Annotated in this window: 18 protein-coding genes; 12 read left to right on the top strand and 6 right to left on the bottom strand. The window is 67.4% G+C overall.

Features of this window, described 5'->3' with window-relative positions; translation table 11 throughout:
* Nucleotides 1-146 precede the first annotated feature (146 nt).
* Nucleotides 147-2,471, top strand: coding sequence for a penicillin acylase family protein (locus ACP5M5_RS07525; RefSeq protein ID WP_427936516.1), 2,325 nt, complete (start codon nucleotides 147-149; stop codon nucleotides 2,469-2,471).
* Between the two features lie 75 nt (nucleotides 2,472-2,546).
* Here ACP5M5_RS07525 and ACP5M5_RS07520 read toward each other — a convergent pair whose 3' ends face one another.
* On the bottom strand, nucleotides 2,547-2,891 hold the full coding sequence (locus ACP5M5_RS07520; RefSeq protein WP_427936515.1) for a hypothetical protein: 345 nt from the start codon (nucleotides 2,889-2,891) through the stop codon (nucleotides 2,547-2,549).
* Between the two features lie 131 nt (nucleotides 2,892-3,022).
* On the opposite strand from ACP5M5_RS07520, the gene ACP5M5_RS07515 reads away from it, so the two are divergent.
* Entirely contained in the window at nucleotides 3,023-4,282 is a 1,260-nt protein-coding gene (locus ACP5M5_RS07515; protein ID WP_427936514.1) for an amidase, read from the top strand.
* 31 nt (nucleotides 4,283-4,313) lie between these two features.
* On the opposite strand, the gene ACP5M5_RS07510 is transcribed toward ACP5M5_RS07515, so the two are convergent.
* The gene (locus ACP5M5_RS07510; protein ID WP_427936513.1) at nucleotides 4,314-6,233 is read right to left on the bottom strand and encodes a tetratricopeptide repeat protein; all 1,920 of its coding nucleotides are present in this window, start codon (nucleotides 6,231-6,233) and stop codon (nucleotides 4,314-4,316) included.
* Between the two features lie 257 nt (nucleotides 6,234-6,490).
* Here ACP5M5_RS07510 and hemA point away from each other — a divergent pair, with 257 nt between their 5' ends.
* From hemA to ACP5M5_RS07495, 3 genes are read left to right on the top strand one after another with little or no spacing between them, the layout of a single operon-like run.
* A complete protein-coding gene (hemA, locus tag ACP5M5_RS07505) occupies nucleotides 6,491-7,702 on the top strand; it encodes a 5-aminolevulinate synthase (RefSeq protein ID WP_427936512.1) in 1,212 nt (403 codons plus the stop codon).
* A 28-nt stretch (nucleotides 7,703-7,730) separates the two neighbouring features.
* The gene (locus ACP5M5_RS07500) at nucleotides 7,731-8,822 is read left to right on the top strand and encodes an AI-2E family transporter (RefSeq protein ID WP_427936511.1); all 1,092 of its coding nucleotides are present in this window, start codon (nucleotides 7,731-7,733) and stop codon (nucleotides 8,820-8,822) included.
* Nucleotides 8,794-9,180, top strand: coding sequence for a YraN family protein (locus tag ACP5M5_RS07495; protein WP_427936510.1), 387 nt, complete (start codon nucleotides 8,794-8,796; stop codon nucleotides 9,178-9,180). The genes ACP5M5_RS07500 and ACP5M5_RS07495 overlap by 29 nt, the downstream gene beginning before the upstream one ends.
* A gap of 28 nt (nucleotides 9,181-9,208) precedes the next feature.
* Here the strand turns inward: ACP5M5_RS07495 and ACP5M5_RS07490 are convergent, their stop codons facing one another.
* Nucleotides 9,209-9,682 carry a DUF3237 domain-containing protein gene (locus tag ACP5M5_RS07490; protein ID WP_427936509.1) on the bottom strand — a complete coding sequence of 158 codons (474 nt, stop codon included), beginning with the start codon at nucleotides 9,680-9,682 and terminating at the stop codon, nucleotides 9,209-9,211.
* A 92-nt stretch (nucleotides 9,683-9,774) separates the two neighbouring features.
* On the opposite strand from ACP5M5_RS07490, the gene ACP5M5_RS07485 reads away from it, so the two are divergent.
* The gene (locus tag ACP5M5_RS07485) at nucleotides 9,775-10,752 is read left to right on the top strand and encodes an SMP-30/gluconolactonase/LRE family protein (protein ID WP_114911182.1); all 978 of its coding nucleotides are present in this window, start codon (nucleotides 9,775-9,777) and stop codon (nucleotides 10,750-10,752) included.
* Between the two features lie 137 nt (nucleotides 10,753-10,889).
* Here the strand turns inward: ACP5M5_RS07485 and ACP5M5_RS07480 are convergent, their stop codons facing one another.
* Entirely contained in the window at nucleotides 10,890-11,825 is a 936-nt protein-coding gene (locus ACP5M5_RS07480) for a hypothetical protein (RefSeq protein ID WP_427936508.1), read from the bottom strand.
* Nucleotides 11,826-11,989: 164 nt separating this feature from the next.
* Between ACP5M5_RS07480 and ACP5M5_RS07475 the strand changes: the two genes are divergently transcribed.
* The 3 genes from ACP5M5_RS07475 to ACP5M5_RS07465 are packed head-to-tail and all read left to right on the top strand — an operon-like array spanning nucleotide 11,990 to nucleotide 16,130.
* Nucleotides 11,990-14,080, top strand: coding sequence for an NAD-dependent epimerase/dehydratase family protein (locus ACP5M5_RS07475; protein ID WP_427936507.1), 2,091 nt, complete (start codon nucleotides 11,990-11,992; stop codon nucleotides 14,078-14,080).
* Nucleotides 14,077-15,183, top strand: coding sequence for a glycosyltransferase family 4 protein (locus tag ACP5M5_RS07470; RefSeq protein WP_427936506.1), 1,107 nt, complete (start codon nucleotides 14,077-14,079; stop codon nucleotides 15,181-15,183). Before ACP5M5_RS07475 ends, ACP5M5_RS07470 begins: the two co-directional genes overlap by 4 nt.
* The gene (locus tag ACP5M5_RS07465) at nucleotides 15,180-16,130 is read left to right on the top strand and encodes an NAD-dependent epimerase/dehydratase family protein (RefSeq protein ID WP_427936505.1); all 951 of its coding nucleotides are present in this window, start codon (nucleotides 15,180-15,182) and stop codon (nucleotides 16,128-16,130) included. The genes ACP5M5_RS07470 and ACP5M5_RS07465 overlap by 4 nt, the downstream gene beginning before the upstream one ends.
* Here ACP5M5_RS07465 and ACP5M5_RS07460 read toward each other — a convergent pair.
* Nucleotides 16,123-16,338 (bottom strand): hypothetical protein, encoded by a 216-nt coding sequence (locus ACP5M5_RS07460; RefSeq protein ID WP_427936504.1) that lies wholly within the window; start codon nucleotides 16,336-16,338, stop codon nucleotides 16,123-16,125. The two genes, ACP5M5_RS07465 and ACP5M5_RS07460, sit on opposite strands and share 8 nt — an antisense overlap.
* A 315-nt stretch (nucleotides 16,339-16,653) precedes the next feature.
* Between ACP5M5_RS07460 and ACP5M5_RS07455 the strand changes: the two genes are divergently transcribed.
* Together ACP5M5_RS07455 and ACP5M5_RS07450 are read left to right on the top strand one after the other, a co-directional pair.
* On the top strand, nucleotides 16,654-17,883 hold the full coding sequence (locus tag ACP5M5_RS07455) for an HAD-IIIA family hydrolase (protein WP_427936503.1): 1,230 nt from the start codon (nucleotides 16,654-16,656) through the stop codon (nucleotides 17,881-17,883).
* Nucleotides 17,884-17,885: 2 nt separating this feature from the next.
* Complete coding sequence (locus ACP5M5_RS07450; RefSeq protein WP_427936502.1) at nucleotides 17,886-18,941, top strand: hypothetical protein; 1,056 nt, start codon at nucleotides 17,886-17,888, stop codon at nucleotides 18,939-18,941.
* An 81-nt stretch (nucleotides 18,942-19,022) separates the two neighbouring features.
* On the opposite strand, the gene ACP5M5_RS07445 is transcribed toward ACP5M5_RS07450, so the two are convergent.
* Nucleotides 19,023-20,216, bottom strand: a complete 1,194-nt coding sequence (locus tag ACP5M5_RS07445) for a hypothetical protein (protein ID WP_427936501.1) — start codon at nucleotides 20,214-20,216, stop codon at nucleotides 19,023-19,025.
* A 74-nt stretch (nucleotides 20,217-20,290) separates the two neighbouring features.
* On the opposite strand from ACP5M5_RS07445, the gene ACP5M5_RS07440 reads away from it, so the two are divergent.
* On the top strand, nucleotides 20,291-21,466 hold the full coding sequence (locus tag ACP5M5_RS07440; RefSeq protein WP_427936500.1) for an acyltransferase family protein: 1,176 nt from the start codon (nucleotides 20,291-20,293) through the stop codon (nucleotides 21,464-21,466).
* The last annotated feature ends 194 nt before the right edge of the window (nucleotides 21,467-21,660 follow it).

Below are 21,660 nucleotides of genomic sequence, written 5' to 3'. Positions count from 1 at the left end.
ACTTTTGCCTGTTGGGCAGTGCCGTAGGCACTGCCCATGCTTGGGCATTGGCCGCTCCGAGAAACCGGGACAGAAGTCTTTTTGCTTCTTTTTCTTCCAGAAAAAGAAGTTTTTTATCTTTATTTGAAACCGCTGCGCGAGGGACGATGAACAAGGCACTGCGGCTGACGCGGCGGCTGATCGGCGGGGGCGCGAGCGTGCTGCTTTTCGCGCTCGTCATCGCCGGCGGGATGGCGTGGCATACTTTGCCGCCGGCGCGCGAAACGCTGCGCATCCCGGCACTCAACGCGCCGGTCGCGGTGAGCTTCGACAGCCACGGAATCGCGCGCATCGAGGCCGCGAGCGAGGCCGACGCCGCGCTCGCCCTCGGCTATGTCCATGCTCGCGACCGGCTGTTTCAGATGGAGCTGATGCGGCGCACGGTTTCCGGGCGGCTTGCGGAATGGGTCGGCCCTGCCGGCCTCGGCAGCGATCGCTTGATGCGCACCCTTGGTCTGCGTCAGGAGGCGGCGGTGGAATATCGCACGCTGCCGCCGGCGGTGCGTGCCGATCTCGACGCCTACGCCGCCGGCGTCAATGCCTGGCTCGATGCGCGCGGGCGCTATGCTTGTCTCGAATGTATTTTCTTCCGCCATCTCGATCCCTGGACCCCGGTCGATTCGCTGCTGTGGGGCCATCTCATGGGCTGGTATCTCGCCGCCAATGAGCGGGTGGAACTCGCCCGGATCGCGCTTGCCGCCAATCCCAAGCTGACGCCAGAGCGCATCCGGGCGCTATGGCCGGCGCAAGCGACCGCCGGGAGACCCGATGCGGCGGCGCGCGACGTGCGTTTCGCCGCGCTTGCCGGCCGAGTGCTCGCGGCGATGCCGCTGCTTCCGGCGCCGTTCAATGCGCCGGCCGAAGAGTCGAACGCCTGGGCGGTCGATGGCGCCCATAGCGCGACCGGGGCGCCGCTGCTCGCCGGCGATCCGCATCTCGGGTTTAGTTTCCCGGGCCTCTGGTATCTCGCGCGCATCGCAACCCCGGCAGGTGTCTGGACGGGGGCGACGGTTCCCGGCGTGCCGTTCCTCGTCCTCGGCCAGAACGGCCATATCGCCTGGAGCTTCACCTCCAACAGCGCCGATACCGAGGATGTGTTCGTCGAAACCCCGATCGATCCCGACCATTATCTCGGCCCGACCGGCCCGCTCGCGTTCGGCCTGCGCGAGGAGCGGATCAAGGTGCGCGGCGCGCCAGACGTGGTGCTGACGGTGCGCGCGACCCGCCACGGCCCGGTGATCAGCGATCTCATTCCCGGCGAGACGCGCCTTCTCGCCGTCGCGATGGCCAATCTCGCCGGCCTCGGGACCGCAGCCAGCGGGCTCTACGCCCTCGATCACGCGCAATCGGTCGAGGAAGCGGGCGAAGCGGCGCCGCAAATCAGTGCCCCGGTGCAGAATTTGATGGTCGCCGATCGCACTCGGATCGCCCTTTTCGTCACCGGCCGCGTCCCGATCCGCCGCCACCCCGAGGATTTCCCGCCGCAAAACGGCGCCGATACCGCCCATGACTGGATCGGCTGGGCTTCGGGCTTGGCGCTGCCGCATAGCATCGCCCCGGCGAGCGGCCACCTCGTCAACGCCAATGAGGAGATCGCGCCGCTGCCCGGCGGCGCCTTCCTCGGCGAGGATTGGCCAGGCGATTGGCGGGCCCGGCGCATCCGCGCCCTGCTCACCGCCAAGGGAAAGCTCTCGGTCGCCGATTTCACGGCGATCCAGGCCGACACCACCAGCGCTTTCGCCGCCGAAATCCTGCCGACGCTGCGGGCGCTGGCGCCGCCGCCGGGCCTGGCCGCAACCGCGCTCGCGCTGCTTGCCGAATGGCAGGGGCAGATGGACCTGGCGCGGCCGGAGCCCCTGATCTTCAACGCCTGGATGCGGCGCTTCGCCGCCTTGGTGCTCAGCGCGGCGGGCGTTACGCAAGGCGATCCGGCGGCGCCTTTCCTCGAATTCACCGCCTCCTTGTTCACGCCGGCGGGGGCTGCGACCTGGTGCGGCGGCGATTGCACGCCGCTCCTGCTGCGCGCTCTCGAGGACGCGACCGGCAATCTCGCCCGCGCCTATGGGCCCGATCCGCGCGCCTGGCGCTGGGGGGTCGCGCATCAGGCGGTTTTCGCCCACCCGCTGCTCTCGCGAATGCCGGGGCTCGGGCGGCTTGCGACCTTTCGCATCGCCGATGGCGGCGATAATGCGACCATCGACCGCGCGGCGATGGCGCCGGAGAGTCTCGATGCCGTCCACGGCCCCTCCTATCGCGGCGTCTATGACCTCGCGAACCCGGACAATAGCCGCTTCATCATCGCCCCCGGCGAGAGCGGAAATCTCCTCAGCCGCCACGCCGCCGATCTGCTCACGCCCTGGCGCGACGGTGCTGCGATCACCCTGCCCGCGACGCCGGACGCCATCACTGCGCGCCTTACCCTCACGCCGTGAGGGAAAAAGAGGGAGCGTTAGAAAAGACTTCTTTTTCTGAAGAAAAAGAAGCAAAAAGACTTTTGTCCGTTCGCGTTACGGCGCCACCGGCAGCCAGGGCTGGACGCTCGGCGCCTGCGGCGGCACGCCTTTCTGGATCAAGCAATTCTCCAGCGCCTGATTGCGGTCATAAACCGCGCCGAGGCCAGCACCGGAAACCCCCATCAGGCCATAGGTCGCGTTCGGCGCATCCCGCGTGCTGTTGGCATACATGTCCTGTTTATAGAGCGCATCGGGATTTTGCTGCATATAGGCCTTGTCGACCTGCTGGCGACATTCCTCGATCGCCGCCTGCTCGGCGGGACTTTGCTTTTGGGTGGCGCAGCCGCCGAGCCCGAGTAGGAGAAGAAAAGGCGTCATCACGCGCAGCGAAGTGACCATGATGTGAAGATCTCCGAGGGATACGCCCCTGCCCATGCGTGCAAAATGGACCTTGGCGCGTCGTTCCGCCAGCCCGATGATGCGGTGTCCCCAAGAATGCGGCGCACGCCTCGCCGCGGAAGGAGTCCCCGATGTCCGATCCCGCCGATCTCACCGCAAGCCAAGCGCTCCACCGCATCAATGCGGGAAGCCTGACCCCGGCGGCGCTGCTTGATGCCTGCCTCGCGCGCGCGGCGCAGCACGAGGCGCGGCTGCACATCTATGCCTATCTCGACCCCGCGCCACCCCCCCGGCGGCCAATGCCGGGGCCACTCCATGGCCTGCCGCTCGGGGTCAAGGATGTCTTCGACACTGCCGACATGCCGAGCGCCTATGGCTCGCCGATCTGGCACGGCCATCGCCCGCGCGCCGACGCCGCCGCCATCGCTTGGGCGCGGGCGAGTGGTGCTGTGGTGATCGGCAAAACCGTGACGACCGAATTCGCCTATCGCCATCCCGGCCCCACCGCCAACCCGCATGACCCGGCGCGCACCCCCGGCGGCTCGAGCAGCGGCTCGGCGGCCGGGGTCGCGGCCGGGTATTTCCCCTTCGCGCTCGGGACGCAAACCGCCGGTAGCGTCATCCGCCCGGCGGCCTATTGCGGCGTCGTCGGCTTCAAGCCGAGCTTCGGCACCATCAACCGCGCCGGGCTCAAGCCGCTCGCCGAAAGCCTCGATACGATCGGCGTCTTTGCCCGCAGCGTCGCCGATGGCGCGCTGCTCGCGGGAACGCTGAGCGGGCGGGCGCTCGGCGATCCCGAGCGCAAGCCGGAGCGCGCGCCGCGCATCGGGATCTGCCGCTCGCCCTCCTGGCCGCTCGCAGCGCCCGAGACCGTCGCCCTCCTCGCCGAGGCCGAAACCCGGCTCCGGCGTGCCGGCGCATTCGTCGAAGCGCGCGAATTGCCGGCCGAGTTCGCGGCGCTGGCGGAGGCGCATCCTTTGGTGATGAACGCCGAAGCGGCGCGGGCGCTGGCCTGGGAGTTGTTCACCCATCCCGCGAAACTCAGCCGCGCGCTCACCGAGCGGCTCACCGCCGGCATGGCGGCGGCGCCCGAGAGTCTGTTTGCCGCGCGGGCGACGCTGCGCCGCTGCCGTGCCGCTTTCCCAGCGGCGATCGAGGGGATCGACATTCTCGTCACCCCCGCCGCCCCCGGCGAGGCGCCGCTCGGGCTCGATTTCACTGGCGATCCGGCGTTCAATTACCTTTGGACCAGCCTTCATGTCCCGTGCGTCACCGTCCCCGCCGGCAAGGGGCCGAACGGCATGCCGCTCGGCGTGCAGATCGTCGGCCGTTTTGATGACGACGCGGCGACGCTCACTTGGGCGGAGTGGGTCAGGCAGGCGCTGGGATAGTCACAACGACGCGAGATCAGGGGGCGCGAGATCAGGCGGCGCGCGCGGTGGCCTCCGCGGTCTGGCGGGCGAGCCGCGCGAGATCGGCGGCGAGGGTGGCGATCGCCGGAGCCCACTCGCCGGGGCTCGGCTGGCGATAGACGCGGAGCGTCGGATACCATGGGCTATCGCTCCGCGCGCGGAGCCAGCGCCAACAGGCGTCAAAGCGCGACAGCATCCAGACCGGTTTGCCGAGCGCGCCGGCGAGATGCGCGACCGCGGTGTCGACCGAGATCACCAGATCGAGCCCGGCGATGAGGGCGGCGGTATCGGCGAAATCCCGCACCTCCGCCATGGGGTCGTTGATCGTGAAGGGCGGATTGGCAAGCTCGTTCGCCGGTGGGCCCTTCTGGAGGCTGACGAAAGCAATCCCCGACACCGCGCCGAGCGGGGCGAGGGCGGCCAGCGCCAGCGAGCGACGCGGATCGACCCGGTGGGCGTAGGCGCGTTGCGCTTGCGCATGCCCGGCCCAAACCAGGCCGACTCGCAACCCCGGGCCGGGTGGCAGACGGGTCGCCCACTCCCTGACGAGGGCGGGATCGGCGGCGAGATAGGGAATGGCGGCGGGAATGGTTTCGAGCGTGGTCCCAAAAACATGCGGCAGGCTGAGCAGCGGGCAATGGCAGTCAAACGCCGGCAACGCCGCACCGGTCGCGACCACCTGTGTTACCCCCGGCAGCCCGGCGCAGAGCCGGACCAGCGCCGGCGGCACTTCGAGGATGACGCGCGCCCCGCGGGCCGCGACCAGCGGTGCATAACGGACGAATTGCAGCGTGTCGCCGAACCCCTCCTCGGCATGGAGGAGGATCGTGCGCCCGGCGATATCCTCGCCCTGCCAGAAGGCTTCGGAAAATCCGCGCGGCGGGGCCGCCCCCTGCTCGCGGCGGCGCTCGAACAGGGCGAAGCCCTCCCGCATGTGGGTGCCGCTGGAAAGGAGCGCGAGGCCGAGATTGACCGCGATATCGGCGTCCGCCGGATTGGCGGCAACGCCCTCGCGCAGCGTCACGATCGCCTCTTCGAGCCGGCCGAGATAGAGGAGGGCGAGGCCTTTGTTGCCGACGATGCGGGCCAGGCCGGCGCGATCGGCGGGGGCAAGGTCGGGATGGTGTTCGAGGGCGAGATCGGCGGCGGCGATCGCGCGGTCATGGTGCCCCATGTCGCTGAGCGTCGCGGTCAAGGTCGCGTAGGCAGCGGCCTCGCCCGGGGCTTCGCGCAAAGCCTCGCTGCAGACCGCGAGCGCCGCTTCGAAACGCCCGAGGGCGCGGAGCGCGCTCGCCTGATTGACGAGGAGCGTGGGGCGATTGACGCCGGCGGCACGGGCCTCCTCGCAGGCGGCCAGCGCCGCCTCCGGCTGATCGGCGCGTTCGAGCATGAAAGCGAGATTGACCCAGGCTTCGGCATTGTCGGGCGCGCTGGTGACGGCGGCGCGGAAAGCGCGGGCGGCGTCGGCCGGGCGATGGAGCGCATAAAGCGCCATGCCGAGATTGAACCAGACCGCCGACGAATCTGGCCGCGCCGCCAAAACGTCCTGATAGGTGACGATGGCGGCCTCGATCTGGCCCATCATCTGCTGGCAGCGGCCAAGGCCGAATTTGGCCTCGACGAGATCAGGGGCGGCGGTGACCGCCACGCGATACGCGGCGGCAGCCGCCTGGGCCCGCCCATCGAGCTCAAGGGCGGCGCCGAGGGAAAGATAAAACCGCGGCGACGGGGCCAAAGCCAGCGCCTGGCGGAACAGGATCGCCGCGGTTGCCGCGCGGCTCTCTGCAAGATGCAAAAGCCCCCGCCGATAACGCGCCTCGGCGCTATCGGGAAAATGGCTGATGGCGAGGAGATAGGCCCGCTCCGCCGCATCCACGGCGCCGGATTGCTGCAGCGCGGAGGCGTTTTCGAGGATCTCATCAAGGGTCATGGGCCACCTGCGGCTTGCGGGAAGGCGATTTCATCACTGCAAGGTAAAGACCCGATTAATCCCACCCCTCAATCCCGCGCCGCTCTTGCTCCAGAGGCCCGCAAGGGAATATAGGGGCGAGACGCCAGGGCCACGCCGCGCGGGGCCGAAGGGCGCAAGGCCCGCCCGCCGGAAATCGGTTCACTGAGAAATGCGTTCGGTGAGGATGGGCCAAAGGACCAGGGCCGGGGGGCAAATCGGGGTAACCGACGAACATCATGCACGCTTTTCACGCGCTTTGCCATCAGGCCCTCGCCGATATCCGCGCCCAGGGCCGCTATCGCAGCTTCACCCCGCTCGGCCGCAACGCCGAACGCTTCCCGGTCTATGAATGGGAGCAGGATGGCCAGAAGCGCGATGTCACGGTCTGGTCTGCCAACGATTATCTCGGGATGGGCATTGCCGAAGTCACGAGGGAAGCCGCTTGCGCTGCGGCGCGGAGCCACGGCGTTGGCGCCGGTGGCACCCGCAACATCGCCGGCACCAGCCCGCTGCACGACGCGCTGGAGGCCGAACTCGCCGATCTCCACGGCAAGGAGGCGGCGCTTTTGTTCACCTCCGGCTATGTCTCGAACGACGCCGCGCTGACCACCATTCTCGGCAGCCTGCCGGGCTGGGAAGTGTTTTCGGACGCGAAAAACCACGCCTCGATGATCGCCGGCATGCGTCACAGCCCGGCCAAGCGGCATATTTTCCGCCACAATGATCTCGCCCATCTCGAGGATCTGTTGCGCGCCGCGCCGGCGGCGGCGCCGAAGCTGATCGCCTTCGAGAGTGTCTATTCGATGGATGCCGATATCGCGCCGATCGGCGCCATCGCCGCGCTCGCGCGCAAATACGGCGCCATGACCTATCTCGACGAGGTCCACGCCGTCGGCCTCTATGGCCCGCAAGGCGGCGGGGTTGCCGAGCGCGACGGCGTCGCCGGTGAGATCGACATCATCGAGGGGACGCTGGCCAAGGGGTTCGGCACCCATGGCGGCTATATCACCGGCCGCGCCGAGGTGATCGATTTCATCCGCTCGACCGCCGCCGGGTTCATTTTCACGACCTCGCTGCCGCCGGTCATCGCCGCCGCTGCCCTCGCTTCGATCCGCTATGTCCGCGCCCATCCCGAGCGGCGGGCGAAGCTTTTCGAGCGCGCCGAAACCCTGAAACGCCGTTTCGATGAGGCCGGGATCCCGCGTCTCCCCTCGGTGAGCCATATCGTGCCGGTGGAAATCGGCGATGCCGCGCGCTGCAAGGCGGTGAGCCGGCGGCTGCTCGACGAATTCGGCATTTACGTGACGCCGATCAACTATCCGACGGTGCCGCGCGGCACCGAGCGCCTCCGCTTCACCCCCGGCCCGTTCCATACCGATGCGATGATGGATGATCTCATCGCCGCACTTCGCACCGTACTCGCGATCCGGACGTCGCAGGCGGCATAAGCCAAGGCACCCCGAAAGGAGAGGCAGGGTGGCCGAACGAATTGTGATGGTAGCGCTGCTCGGCCTTCTGCTGGTGGGCTGCCTTTATGTGCTCTCGCCATTTTTTTCGGCCATTCTTTGGGCGGCGATCCTGGTGTTCGCGAGCTGGCCGGTTCATCTGCGTCTGCGCCGTTTCGGGCTGCCGCCGTGGCTCGCCGCGCTGACCATGGTGTTGGCGGCGACGGTGCTGGTGTTACTGCCGCTCGCCATCGCCTTGCCCGGTGGCGGCAAGGACGTCATGCATCTGCGTCTTGCGATCCAGGCTGGGCTCCAGAACGGGTTGCCGGCGGCGCCGCCCTGGGTCGCGCGGTTGCCCATCGCGGGGACGCTGCTTAGCGATCTCTGGAATAGCTGGGCGGATGACATCAACGTCATGGTGGCGTTTTTCCGCCCTTATTTCGGCACCATCATCGAGGAGGGCTTGCGGCTTCTGCTCGGCATCGCCAATGGCGTCGCGGGCTTCGGTTTCGCGCTTTTCATCAGCTTTTTCTTCTATCTGCATGGCGAGAAGATCGGGGTCTGGCTGGTCGCGGCGCTGGAGCGGGTGTTCGGGCCGCAAGCGGCGCGGCTGCGCGCCGTCATCGGCAAGACCGTGCGCGGCACCGTCTATGGCATTCTCGGCAATGCCATCGTGCAGGGGGTGTTGGTATTTTGCGGCCTCTGGCTTACTGCGGTGCCGCGGGCGCCGCTGCTCGGCCTGATCGCCGGCTTTCTCGCGACCTTGCCGATCGGCGCGCCGCTGGTCTGGATCCCGGTGACGCTTTGGCAGATTGGCATCGGCGAGACCGGGCATGCGATTTTTCTTGGGCTTTATGGCGTGATCGTGGTGGCTGGGCTGGATCACGTCATCCGCCCTTATTTCATCGCCCGCGGCGCGCAGCTGCCGTTCTTGCCGACCGTGCTCGGGGTGCTCGGCGGCGCCATCGGGTTTGGCCTGCTCGGGGTTTTCCTCGGACCGGTGCTGCTCGGCGTCGGGCTTTCTCTCCTCAAGGAATTCGCCAAAGGCGGCAAGCCCTATCCGAATGCCATGCCGGTGCCGCCGCCGCCGGTCCATGAACCCCCACGCGTCACCGCGGGCTGAGCGCGGCGCGCGCGCCGAGCGCCGCGGACGCGCCGCCGAGGACGCCGCGTCGGCGGCCCTCCTCGCCGAAGGCTGGACGTTGCTCGCGCGCCGGCTGCGGACCGACGCCGGCGAAATCGACCTGATCGCCGAGCGCGCCGGCGTGCTCGCCTTTGTCGAGGTCAAGACCCGTGCGAGCCTTGCCGAGGCCGCGGCCTCGCTTTCGCCCCGCCAGCGCCGCCGCCTGCTCGCCGCGGCCGAAATCGTGCTCGCAGCGCAGCCCGGCTGGGGCCGCGCCGGGGTGCGCTTCGATGTGATCGTGGTTGACCGCGCCGGGCGCCTGCGGCGGATCAGCGATGCGTTTCGCGCCGAAGACTAGAAATTTTCTCCCTCTCTTGCGCCCCGCTTTACGCAACGCGGTAGACATCGATCACCACCGCGCGCGGCGCGCGGGCGCCAGAGCAGACGAAGAGGCTTTCGCTGAGCCAGCGATGCGGCCCCGGCGGCGCCTCGAAGCTCGGCGCGCCGCGGAAATAATAATGCGCCGGATCGACCGCGTCCCCCGCCGCGAGCCGCTCGATGATCGCCGCCGGGGCGCGCCGGATGGCGCGGTTGACGATGGTGATGATCGTGCCGTCGCTCGCCCGCATGGCGTAGCGCGCGACCAGCCTCGTGATAGCCCCTTCTTCCTCGATCAGTTGCCAATCCGCCCCCATCGTCAATATCTCGCCGACCATGCGCGGCCCACGCACCGTGCCGCCGAGGATCGGGACGATGCGTCGCCGCGTGCCGGGAACACTCCCGGCGCCGACCTCGATCGCGGCGCCGACCGTGACCTCGGCGGTGAAAATGGCTTCCAGTGTTGGTTGCGTCGGCGTCATGGTTGCTTTCCTTCCGGCTTTGCCGCGATCCTGACTTCAGGCGCCATTGCGGTATAATTTCCCCATGATCTCGTCAAACCTGGGAGGAAAACATGATCGATACACGCGGCTTCGCCCCGCTCGGCCCGCTTGCGGACTGGGTCTATCCCGACCCCCGCGTGGAACGGCTGGAGCGGCGTTTTTCGGCGCTGATCGGCAATGGCTATATCGAGCGCATCGCGACCGGCTGCCGCTGGGCCGAAGGGCCGGCCTATTTCCGCGCCGGGCGCTATCTGGTGTGGAGCGACATCCCCAATAACCGCCAACTCCGCTGGCTGGAAGATGATGGCCATGTCAGCGTCTTTCGCGCCCCCTCGAACAACAGCAACGGCAACACCGTCGATCGCGAGGGGCGGCTGATCTCCTGCGAGCATGGCACGCGGCGCGTGACCCGCACCGAGCATGACGGCTCGATCACCGTGCTCATCGACCGGTTCGAGGGCAAGCGACTTAATTCCCCGAATGATGTCATCGTCGCGTCCGACGGCGGCATCTGGTTCACCGATCCCAATTACGGCATCAAAGGCCATTACGAGGGCAATAAGGGGGAAGACGAACTGCCGCACAATGTCTATCGCCTCGACCCCGCGACCGGGCGCGCCAAAGTGGTCGCGGATGATTTCGTGCAGCCGAACGGCCTCGCCTTTTCGCCGGATGAAAAGCGGCTCTACATCGTCGATAGCGGCGCGACCGAGGGCGGGCCCGCCCATATCCGCGTCTTCGATGCCGACGCAGCCAGCGGCAAGCTCCGCAAGAGCCGGGTTTTCGCCGAGGATTTCGCCCCAGGCTTCACCGATGGCCTGCGCACCGATTGCGACGGCAATGTCTGGTGCAGCATGGGCTGGGCGGCGGCGAGCGAGCACGGCGTGCGCTGCTATGCCCCGAATGGCGATCTGATCGGCAAGATCCACCTCCCCGAATCCGCCGCCAACCTCACCTTCGGCGGCGCCAAGCGGAACCGGCTGTTCATTTGCGCCAGCACCTCGGTCTATAGCCTCTATGTCGAGACCCAAGGCGCGGCGACGCCGTAAAGTAAAGACTCTTCTTTTGACTTCAGAAAAAGAAGCAAAAAGACTTTTCCTGCTGTGACAGTGCCGATGGCACTGTCACTCTAGAAAACGGATAAAAGTTTTTTGGTTCTTTTTTTCAAAAAAGAACTTTTTCCCCGTTATTCACTTTCCCCGGGTCCGATCAGGGGGATGACCCTGCCGATGAAAACATTGCCCCGAAGCCGGGCCGGGATGGGGGAGAGGTTGCGCACGAACACCGTCTCGGTCGGGCCGTCATTGGTGAAATGGTTGCCGGTGACGGTGATGGTGCCGTCGGGGTGCGTCACGCCTTCTTCGCCGATCGCGATGGCGGTGCCGGCGTTTTCGGTCTTCGGGCCTTTTTCGAGCGTGTTGTCCTGCATCAGAAGCGCGCCGCCATTGGGCAGATCGACGAGGTAACTCGATGTGCCGCGCGGTCCGTCGGTCAAGGTGTTGCCGATCAACTCGGTCACGCGGGCGCGCGATTTGACGTGATGGCCGTCATGGGTTTCGAAAAAGCGCGAGCGAATGACGGAAAGTTTGGCGAGGTCGTTGACATAGATGCCATGGGCGCAGACCGGGGCGCAGACGCCGTTGCCCTCGAACACGCTGTCCTCGACGCGGATGGTGGCGCGCGGGGCGGCGGCGGCGAGGATGCCGTCCTCGTTATCGAGGAAACGGACGGCGCGCAGGGTGAGATCGCCGCCCTCGGCGCGGATGCCGGCGCCGTTATGTTCGGGGGCGCGGGCGTGGCGGAGGGTGAGGTGGGCGATGGTGATGGCGGTGCCTTCGGTCACGAAAATCGCTTTGCCCTGGCAGATGCGGTTTTCGATGACGACGCCCGGCCCGGCGCCGGTGATGGTGAGGTGATCGGCGCGCCAGACGGCGCAATCCTCGTAAACCCCGGGGTCGATTTCGATCCGGTCGCCGGGCGCGGCAATGGCGGCGGCCCCGCTTGGGAGATGCAGGAGACGCCCCGGCCCGACGAGGAGCGTGCGCGCTTGGGCCGCGCCCGAGGCGATGAGACAGAAAATCCCGACAATGAACGCCCCCCGCCAGCCGGTTTCGCCCCGCATCGTCATGCCTCCGCCATGTGGCCGCGATTGCGCCGGCCGCCTGATGCCATTAATGCCGAATTTGCTATCGGTATGGAATAATGGTCTCACCGCCGCGCCGCCCGGCGCGGCGCGGTAACCGACGCGACGAACCGACAGAACGACATGAAACGAGCCCGCAAACGGTGAAACGCATTGCCCTGGTTGGCGCCGGCTATATCGCCCGCGTCCATGCGGATGCCCTGAAATCCCTCCAAGGTTTCACGATTGCCGCCGTCATCGATCCGAACGAGGCGGCAGCGCGGCGGCTTGCGCGCGCCTGTGCGACCGCGGCGGTGTTTCCCTCGGTCGAGGCAGCGCTGGCGGTCGGTGGGATCGATGCCGCCCATGTCCTGGTGCCGCCGCCGCTTCATCACGTGGTCGCGGAACCGCTGATCGCGGCCGGCATTCCGGTGCTGCTCGAAAAGCCGCTCGCCACCACGGCGGCTGACGCGCAGCGCTTGGTCGAACGCGCGGCGGCATGCGGGGTTGCGCTCGGCGTCAATCAGAATTTCGTCTACCACCCCGCCTTTGTTCGCCTCCGACGGGCGCTTTCCGCGGGTGAGATCGGGCGGCCGCGGTTTATGAGCTGCCTTTATCATGTGCCGCTCCGCCAACTCGCGGCGGGACAATTCGGCCACTGGATGTTCCAGGCGCCGGGCAACATCCTGCTCGAACAAGCGGTGCATCCGCTCTCGCAGATCGCCACGCTCGCCGGCCCGATCGGTGAGGTGCGGGCGCTCGCCGGGGCCGGCCTCGAACTCGCGCCGGGGGTGGATTTCTTCCCCACCCTCGAGGTCTCGCTCGCCGGCGCGCGGCTTCCGGCGCAGCTCCATTTCGCGGTCGGGCAGTCCTATCCGGTATGGCGGATCAGCGTCGTTGGCGATGATGGCGTGCTCACCGCCGATATCCTCACCAATCGCTACACCCGCGAGGGGCGGACGCGCTGGCTTGACGCCCTCGATCATGCGCTGTCGGGGACGCATCTCGCGGCAGAGACCGCCCGCGACAGTCTCGGCAATCTCGCCGCCTATGGGCTTGCGATGCTGCGGCTCCGCCGGCCGAGCGACCCGTTCTTTCTCAGCATGCAAGGCAGCATCGCCGCCTTTCACGCGGCGCTGGCGAGTGGCGCGCAACCGCCGCTGGATGGCGCTTTCGGTGCCGCGCTGGTTGCGACCTGCGAGCGGATCGCGGCGGTTTTCCCGCCGGCTTCGCCGGCGCCGGCGATCGAGCCCGCGGGTGACGGCGCGGCCGATGTCGCGGTGCTCGGCGGCACCGGGTTCATCGGCCGGCACCTGGTCGCGCGCTTGGTCGCAGACGGCAAGCGGGTCGCCGTCATGGCGCGCTCGATCCGCAATCTGCCGGCGATTTTTCACGACCCGGCGGTGTCGCTTCATCGCGGCGACATCAATGACGCCGCGGCCGTGGCGGAAGCGATCGGCGCGGCGCCGGTGGTCGTCAATCTCGCCCATGGCGGCGGCGGTGGTAGTTTCGCGGAAATCCGCCAGGCGATGGTCGGCGGCGCCGAGACGGTGGCCGCGGTCTGCCGCGCCCGTGGCGTGCGGCGGCTGGTCCATATCGGCTCGATCGCCGGGCTCTATCTCGGCCCGCAAGCAGCGCCAGTAACCGGCGCGACCCCGCCCGACCCCAAGGCCGAGAAGCGCGCCGATTACGCCCGCGCCAAGGCGATCTGCGATCGCGCTTTGCTCGCCGAAAACGGGCGCGAAGGGTTGGAGATCGTCATCCTCCGCCCCGGCCTCGTGGTCGGGGCCGGCACCTCGCCGTTTCATAGCGGGCTCGGCGTCTATAACAACGAACAGCACTGTCTCGGCTGGAATGACGGGCGCAACCCGCTCCCTCTCGTGCTCGCCGGCGACGTCGCGGCGGCGATCGCTAGCGCCTGCGCGGCGCGGGGGATCGGCGGGCGCGCTTTCAACCTGGTCGGCGATGTCCGGCTCAGCGCCCGCGACTATACCGAAGCCCTCGCCGCAGCACTCGGCCGGCCGCTTCGCTTTCATCCGCAATCGCCGCTTCGCCTCCTCTTGATCGAGCGGGGGAAATGGCTGATCAAGCGGCTCGGTGGGCGGCGCGCGGCGGCGCCGAGCTTTCATGATCTGCTTTCCCGCGGCCTGCGCGCGCGGTTTGACTGCACGGATGCGAAGGAAGCGCTCGGCTGGCAGCCGGTCGCTGATCGCGCGACCTTCCTCGCCGAGGCGTTTGGCGCGGCGGCGCGATGACGCCGCCGCGTCTTTTGCACGTGTTCTCGACCTTCGCGGTCGGTGGGCCGCAGATGCGCTTTGCGATGCTCGCCAATCATTTCGGCACCCGCTATCGCCATATGATCTTCGCAATGGACGGCAATACCGAATGCCGCGCCCGGCTCGCACCTGGGCTCGATGTCACGTTCGTCGAAAATCCGCTGCAAAAGGGCGAAACGCTCGCCAATCTCCGCCGCATCCGGGCGCTGCTCGGCGCGCTCCGCCCCGATCTTCTGGTCACCAGCAACTGGGGCACGATCGAGTGGGCGATGGCCAATCTCTTCGCCGGCGTCGCGCATCTCCACATGGAGGACGGGTTCGGCCCCGAGGAGCGGGCGCGGCAGCTCCGGCGCAGGATTTGGCTGCGGCGCCTCGTTCTCCGCCGTGCGACGGTGATGCTGCCCTCGGAAAATCTTTATCGCATCGCGACCGACATTTGGCGGCTGCCGCGGCGGCGGCTGCGCTATGTGCCAAACGGGGTCGATCTCGCCCGCTTCGCCCCCGGCCCGCGCGGGATGCCGCCCTGGGAGGGGCATGGCGCGCCGGTGGTCGGCACCGTCGCGGCGCTGCGGGCGGAGAAAAATCTTTCCCGCCTGATCGCCGCCTGCGCCGCTTTGCCGGCGCCGGTGCCACTGCTCGTCATCGTCGGCGACGGGCCGGCGCGGGCAGCCCTGGAAGCGGAGGCAGCGCAGCGCGGCGTGCGCGCCCATTTCACCGGCGCGGTCGCCGAACCCGCAGCACTTTATCGGTTTTTTGATGTTTTTGCGGTGTCATCGGATACCGAGCAGATGCCGCTTTCGGTTCTGGAGGCGATGGCGAGCGGGTTGCCGGTCGCGGCGACCGATGTCGGTGATGTGCGGACGATGCTGGCGCCGGAGAACGCGCCCTATGTCGTGCCGCTGGCCGCGGACGCACTGGCCGGGGCGATCGCGCGCCTCCTTGCCGAGCCGGCGGCGCGGGCGGCGATCGGGGCGGCGAACCGGGCGCGGGCCGAGCAGGTTTTCGACCAACAGGCGATGTTTTCCGCCTATGACGATTTATTCGGCGGTGCCGCGGCGCGCGCGGTAAAGGAGGGGGTATGAGCGAGACCTATCTGGTTACCGGCGGTGCCGGGTTCATCGGCTCGCACCTCGTCGCCGCCCTGCTCGCCGAGGGGCACCGGGTGCGGGTGGTCGATGATCTTTCCACCGGGCGGCGTGAGAACCTGCCCGAGGGGGTCACCTTCATCGAAGGCTCGATCACTGACCCCGCGCTGATGCGAAGCGCCGCCCAGGGCATCGCCGGCTGCTTTCATCTCGCCGCCATCGCCTCCGTCGAGCGCGGGATCGAGGCCTGGCTTGCGACGCATCAGGTCAATCTCGGCGGCTTGATCACGCTGTTTGAGGTGCTCCGCACCCTGCCGGCGCCGGTGCCGGTGGTTTATGCCTCCTCGGCCGCGGTTTATGGCGATGCGGCGGCCTTGCCGATCACCGAGCAGACCGCGACGCGGCCGCTTTCGGCCTATGGCGCCGACAAGCTCGGGTGCGAGCACCATGCGCGAGTGGCGAGCCACGTGCACGGTATCCCAACCCTTGGCCTGCGCTTTTTCAACGTCTATGGCCCGCGCCAGGATCCGCGCTCGCCCTATTCGGGGGTGATTTCGATTTTTTGCGACCGGCTGCGCGCCGGGCAACCGGTGGCGGTGTTCGGCGATGGCGGGCAGACGCGCGATTTCGTCTATGTCGCCGATGTCGTCGCCGCCCTTGCCGCGGCGATGCGGCAATTGCGGGGCGAACGGGTCGCGCCGGGCGCGGTCTTCAATGTCTGCACCGGGTGCGCGACCTCGGTGCGCGATCTCGCCGAGAGTATCGCCGGCCTTTGCGGGCGCGCGGCCGATATCCGCCCCGCGCCGGCGCGTAAAGGCGAAATCCGCCACTCCCTCGGCGCGCCGGAGGCATTGCGGACGGCGCTCGGGCTCGGCGAGCCGGTGCCGCTGCGCCAGGGGCTTGCCGCGACGCTGAATTGGCTGGAGACGGTTGCGGTCAGATGATTGCGCTCAGCAGCCGTTCGGCGGCAACGATGATCACCGCCCAAAGCAGGAACGAAAGCGCGACGATCAGCGGCAGGGCGAATTTCCACGGCAGCGGCGCCTCGCGCCGACCCACCTGGCTGAGGGCGCGCCGTTCCCGCTTGCGGCCGGGCTCGCCGCGGGCGGCAAACGGCACGACCATCCCAGACAGCGAAGGGAACTTGAACATGTGCAAGCGTGTATACATGGCCAATGGTTAATCTCCGGTTACGATCACCCCCCGCTTGCGGTCCGCGCCCCGCGTGGACCGTGGATTTCGCATTCTCTGGACAACAGACGTAATAACATGAGAAGGCAAATCAAGTTAATGCCAGCGCCCAACGCCGCAATGTCTCCTTCAAATACTTGCGAGAAAGCAGGCTCGTCTGGAAAAATATCGGGACACGTCGTTATACCAACCGGAAACGACTGCGTCTTGATCTCAATCAATTATTTCTCTCCGGCGCGGCTTTTTTGCACCGCGATCAGCCGCTAGCCCGCCGCCATGGACGAACCCGTGATCCGACAAGGCGTGATTCTCGCCGGCGGGATGGCGAGCCGTCTTGGTGCGCTCGCCGAGACCACCCCGAAACCGATCCTTCCCATCGGCGATCGGCCGTTCCTCGCCTGGCTGATGCGCGAGATGATCCGCTTCGGCATCGATGATTTCGTTCTCCTCGCCGGCCATCTCGCCGAGCGGCTGCGCGACGCCATCCCGGCAATTCGCCGCACCTTGCCGCGCGAGGTCGGCATCACGGTCTCGGAAGAGCCCGAGCGCGCCGGCACTGGCGGCGCGGTGTTTCACGCGCGCGACCTGCTGGCGCCGCGGTTTCTGCTGTGCAACGGCGATTCTTTGTTCGACTGCAACCTCGCCCCTCTGCTCGGCGCGCCGCCGGCGGGGCTCGCGCGCATGGTGCTGCGCGCCATCCCCGATGCCAGCCGCTATGGCGTCGTCACCTTGGAAGGCGAGCGCGTCACCGCCTTCGCCGAGCGGCCGGCGCAGGCGGGTCCGGGGCTGATCAATGCCGGCCTCTATCTGATGTCTCGCGAGATCGTTGCGCATCTCACGCCGCGTTGTTCGCTGGAGCGCGACGTGCTGCCGGCGCTGGCGGCGCGCGGCGCGGTGCGCGGGATGGTCGCACGCGGCTATTTCCGCGACATCGGCATCCCCGCCGATCTCGCCCGCGCCGCCGCCGAAATCCCTCGCCAATTGCACCGCCTTGCCCTCTTTCTCGACCGCGACGGGGTGATCAATGTCGATCACGGCTATGTCGGCACGCGCGCGCGGTTCGAATGGATACCGGGCGCGCCGGCGGCGATCCGAGCGGCGACCGAAGCCGGCTTTCATGTCTTCGTCGTCACCAATCAGGCCGGCGTCGCGCGCGGCTTCTACGACGAGGCGGCGGTCGCTGATCTGCACGCCTGGATGGTCGCGGAACTGCGGCGCGCCGGCGGCAATATCGATGATATCCGCTTTTGCCCGACCCACCCGGAGGGGTCTGTTGCCGCCTATCGTCGCGAAAGCGACTGGCGCAAGCCCGGGCCGGGGATGATCCTCGATCTGATGCGCGCCTGGGAGGTCGATCCCGCCCGGGCGCTTCTCGTCGGGGACAAGGAAAGCGATCTCGCCGCCGCCGCTGCGGCCGGCGTGCGCGGGCTTTTGTTCCCGGGCGGCGATCTGTTCGCCTTCCTTGCCCCCCATCTTGCCTCTCTCACCCCCGAAGCGGAGGTTTGACCATGCTCGCGACCTCGCAACCCGCCCCCGGCGCAGTGGTGCGCGCGCGCGTCCCGCTTCGCCTCGGGCTTGCCGGCGGTGGCACCGATCTCAACCCGTATAGCGAGGCGCATGGTGGCGCCGTGCTCAACATCACCATCAATCGCTTTGCCTATGCCTTCATCGAGCCCTCGGCGGATGGGCGCAGCCATTTCCTCGCCCCCGATCTCGGCATCGAGGAGGATTTCGCGGCCGATGACGTGACCTTCGCCGGCGCCCGCCTCGCGCTTCATGCCGGGGTCGCGCGGCGGATGATCGCAGAGCACGCCGGCGGGCGGATGGCGCCGTTCCGCCTCACCTCCTTCGTCGATGCGCCGCCGGGCTCGGGCCTCGGTTCCTCCTCGGCGCTGGTCGTCTCCCTCGTCGAAGCGTTCGTCGCGCGGCTCGCGGCCCCGCTCGGCCCCTATGACATCGCCCATCTCGCCTATGAGATCGAGCGGATCGATCTCGGCCTTGCCGGCGGCAAGCAGGATCAATACGCGGCGACGTTTGGCGGCGCCAATTTCATCGAGTTTCTTCCCGGTGACCGGGTGATCGTCAACCCGCTGCGGGTGGCGCCGGCGATGCTGAACGAGCTGGAGGCTTCGATGGTGGTCTGTTTCACCGGTGTGTCGCGCGCGTCGGAAAAAATCATCGCCGAGCAGCAGCGCAACATGGCCCTCCCCGATGGCGCCGCGCTCGAGAACCTGCATCGGCTCAAGCGTGACGCCATCGAGATGAAGCTCGCGCTGCTGCGCGGCGAGATTGCGCACATGGCGGAGATTCTGAACCGCTCCTGGCGCGCGAAAAAGGCCACCGCCGCCGGGATCAGCACAGGCGCGATCGACCGCCTGCTGGAGGAAGCCTTCGCCGCCGGCGCCATCGGCGGCAAGGTTTCCGGCGCCGGCGGCGGCGGCTTCATGATGTTCATCGTGCCGCCGACGCGCCGCATGGCGGTGCTGCGCGCGCTCCGCGCCGCCGGCGGCGAGGCGGGCGGCGTACATTTCACCCAGGGCGGCGCGGAATCCTGGATCGCGTAAAGGGGAAAAGTTTTTTGGTTCTTTTTTTCAAAAAAGAACAAGAAAGCGCTTCTTTTTTATAAAAAAGAAGCAAAAAATTTTCTACCCGAAGTCAGGGAATTTTTCCGCGACCAACGCGGCATAGCCGGCGGCCAGCGCGGCCGGATCGCGGCTTGCGCGCGCCGCACCGAGGGCGGCTTGCCAGGCGGCATAGCCTGCCTGATCGGGAGTTTCGATCAGCGCGGCGACAGCGTCCGCCATCGCGTCGGTGTTCTCGACGAGGATGCCGAGATCGCCGAAGCGGGCGAAGAGATCGGCAAGGATGGGCAGGCGAAAGCCGATCATCGGTTTGCGCCAGGTGATAGCATCGATCACCGCGCCGCTCGCCGAAAGCGCGTAATAGCGCGGCGCGAGCGGCATCAGGATGTAATGCATCGCGGCCAGCCGGGCGGTGAAATCGGCGCGCGAGAGGCCGCCATGATCGGGCGGATGGGCAAGCACGGCGAACGGCGCCTGATCGGCGTCATGGCGGATCATGCCGATGACGTAGAATTCGACGCGTTCGCCAAACCGCGCCTTCATCCGCCGGGCGATTTCGAGAAACACCTCGATCCCCTTGTCGCGCGTCGCCTGGCCGATCAGGCCGAAGCGCCAAGGCGGGGCAAAAGGCGGCGGCGCACTTGCCACCTCGCCGAGATTGACCGGGAGCGACAAAACATCGGCACGCGCCCCAGCACGCGGCAAAATCCGCGCGAGTTCCCGCCGGATCGCCTCTTCGAGGACCAGAAAGCGGAGCTTGTTCCCAAGCGGCGCCGCGAGCGCCGCGCGGAGGTCAAAGGCGCGGACGATCGGGTTGCGCGAGCGCCAGCCGCTGATTTCGTTGAGATTACCATGCAGCCCGATATGAACGCCCTTGATTCGGCGCTCGCGCCGGGCCAGCAGCGCGACGGCGAAAATCGCGGTCGAGGTCGCGGAAAGCAGAAACAGGAACAGGTGTTCCCCCGCCGGCGCGCCGGCCAGCGCCTGGCGCAATGTTGCGAACTCGCGCGCGAAACGGCGGGCGGAGACGATATGCGTCTTGCCCTGGAGATAGGCAGGGTCGGCGGCAGGGAAAAACTCGATCTTTTCGCCGAAATTCCGCGGCTCAAGCAGAGCCCTGAGCCCGTCGAGATGCTCGGCCTCGGCGAACACGCGAATCTTTTGGTCGGGAAAGGCGCGGGCGATGGTGTCGATGGTCGCGGCATTGCCGGGAACATGCGCGCGCGCGCGCCAGGTCATCTCGAAAATCAGGATCACGAAACACTCGCGCGACATTGGAAGATAGTCGGTTTATCGCTTATCCTCGCGCAACGTGAAGGGGGAATGAACGCATGGCGGAGGAAACAGGCGGCGCCGAGCATCCGGTTTTCGCCTATATCGACGCGGTCCGCGGCTATGCCATCCTGCTCGTCATCACCTGCCATCTCACGTTCAGCTATCCTGAACTGCCGTATCCGGTCCATCGCCTCACCGTCCTCGGCTGGCATGGGGTGCAGCTTTTCTTTCTCGCGAGCTGTGTCACGCTTTTGCTTTCCTGGCATGGCGAAGTCGCGCGGCGCGGGCGAGCCGATATCGGCGCGTTTTTCCTCCGCCGCGTCTTTCGCATTCTGCCGGCCTATTATCTCGGCGGCCTGTTTTATTGGTGGCTCGACCCGCCGGCGCATGGGTTCGACCTCGGGCAATTCCTCACCGCCTATGGCTTCATCAATCTCTGGCACCCGCTGACCGCGCCGACCGTGATGGGCCAATGGTCGGTGATCCCGGGCGGCTGGAGCGTCAGCGTGGAGTTTACCTTCTACGCCCTGTTTCCGCTCATCGCCTCTCTCATCACCTCGCTCCGGCGCGCGATCGTCTTCACGCTCGCGGCATTGCTGTTTGCCATCCTCACCAACCGGGCGGGCTTCGTCCTGTGGGGCGGGAGCTATTCGATGCGCGCCGTCGAAGACATTCTCTATTTCTGGTTTCCCAACCAATTGCCGGTCTTCGCGCTCGGCACAATGGTGTTCTTCCTCTTGCGGCCAGCGGCGATCATCCCGAGGCACCTCGCCGGCGCCATCGCCGGCCTGGCGCTGGCGGGATTCTTCGCGCTCGCCTGGGCCCCGGTGCCGCAATGGGCGGGGGAGGCGGGCTGGCCGCTCGGGCACGCGCAAGCCGCCAGCCTGCCGCTCGCGCTCTTCGTCCTCGCCCTCTCGCGCGCCGCGCCGGGCGGCCTCTTCGTCAATCCGCTCGTCGCCTGGGTCGGGAAAATCAGCTTCAGCGCCTATCTGATCCACTATGCCGCGATCGAGCTTCTCCCTGGGCGCTTCCCGCATCTATTCCACACCGGGGCCGGCGGTCTCGCGGCGATCCTGGCCTATGCCGGCGGCTGGCTTGCGGTCACCGGCGCGACCTGTCTCTGCGCCTTCTGCACCTATCACGCCATCGAGCGGCCGATGATCGCCCTCGGCCGCCGCCTGATCAATGCCCGCCGGGCGCGGCTTGCGGCGCTGGCGGCGGAGGGAATGTGAAAGAAAAAATGTTCTTTTTTGAAAAAAAGAACGAAAAAACTTTTATTCCCTGGCGCCGGCGCCTGCACGACCCCTCGCCGGCCAAGCGCGAGATCGATGCGGGCTTGCCATGCGCAAGCACATGCGCATAATAATTGTTGATCGATATGCGCATGAGAATCCGCGTTCGGAAATTCCGAGGAGCCCGCCATGCC

Source organism: Acidibrevibacterium sp. (genome assembly GCF_049965395.1).
Classification (GTDB): Bacteria; Pseudomonadota; Alphaproteobacteria; order Acetobacterales; family Acetobacteraceae; genus Acidibrevibacterium; species Acidibrevibacterium fodinaquatile.
The sequence above is the reverse complement of the archived record's forward strand: the minus strand, read 5'-3'. Positions and strand labels throughout refer to the sequence as shown.

What these genes read in the sequence shown, in the direction of transcription:
- ACP5M5_RS07470 (WP_427936506.1), top strand. Translation starts at nt 14,077, where the DNA reads ATGACGCCGCCGCGTCTTTTGCACGTGTTCTCGACCTTCGCGGTCGGT.
- ACP5M5_RS07525 (WP_427936516.1), top strand. Translation starts at nt 147, where the DNA reads ATGAACAAGGCACTGCGGCTGACGCGGCGGCTGATCGGCGGGGGCGCG.
- ACP5M5_RS07440 (WP_427936500.1), top strand. Translation starts at nt 20,291, where the DNA reads ATGGCGGAGGAAACAGGCGGCGCCGAGCATCCGGTTTTCGCCTATATC.
- ACP5M5_RS07510 (WP_427936513.1), bottom strand. Translation starts at nt 6,233, where the DNA reads ATGACCCTTGATGAGATCCTCGAAAACGCCTCCGCGCTGCAGCAATCC.
- ACP5M5_RS07490 (WP_427936509.1), bottom strand. Translation starts at nt 9,682, where the DNA reads ATGACGCCGACGCAACCAACACTGGAAGCCATTTTCACCGCCGAGGTC.
- ACP5M5_RS07520 (WP_427936515.1), bottom strand. Translation starts at nt 2,891, where the DNA reads ATGGTCACTTCGCTGCGCGTGATGACGCCTTTTCTTCTCCTACTCGGG.
- ACP5M5_RS07485 (WP_114911182.1), top strand. Translation starts at nt 9,775, where the DNA reads ATGATCGATACACGCGGCTTCGCCCCGCTCGGCCCGCTTGCGGACTGG.
- ACP5M5_RS07450 (WP_427936502.1), top strand. Translation starts at nt 17,886, where the DNA reads ATGCTCGCGACCTCGCAACCCGCCCCCGGCGCAGTGGTGCGCGCGCGC.
- ACP5M5_RS07460 (WP_427936504.1), bottom strand. Translation starts at nt 16,338, where the DNA reads ATGTTCAAGTTCCCTTCGCTGTCTGGGATGGTCGTGCCGTTTGCCGCC.
- ACP5M5_RS07495 (WP_427936510.1), top strand. Translation starts at nt 8,794, where the DNA reads ATGAACCCCCACGCGTCACCGCGGGCTGAGCGCGGCGCGCGCGCCGAG.
- ACP5M5_RS07480 (WP_427936508.1), bottom strand. Translation starts at nt 11,825, where the DNA reads ATGCGGGGCGAAACCGGCTGGCGGGGGGCGTTCATTGTCGGGATTTTC.
- hemA (WP_427936512.1), top strand. Translation starts at nt 6,491, where the DNA reads ATGCACGCTTTTCACGCGCTTTGCCATCAGGCCCTCGCCGATATCCGC.
- ACP5M5_RS07455 (WP_427936503.1), top strand. Translation starts at nt 16,654, where the DNA reads ATGGACGAACCCGTGATCCGACAAGGCGTGATTCTCGCCGGCGGGATG.
- ACP5M5_RS07515 (WP_427936514.1), top strand. Translation starts at nt 3,023, where the DNA reads ATGTCCGATCCCGCCGATCTCACCGCAAGCCAAGCGCTCCACCGCATC.
- ACP5M5_RS07465 (WP_427936505.1), top strand. Translation starts at nt 15,180, where the DNA reads ATGAGCGAGACCTATCTGGTTACCGGCGGTGCCGGGTTCATCGGCTCG.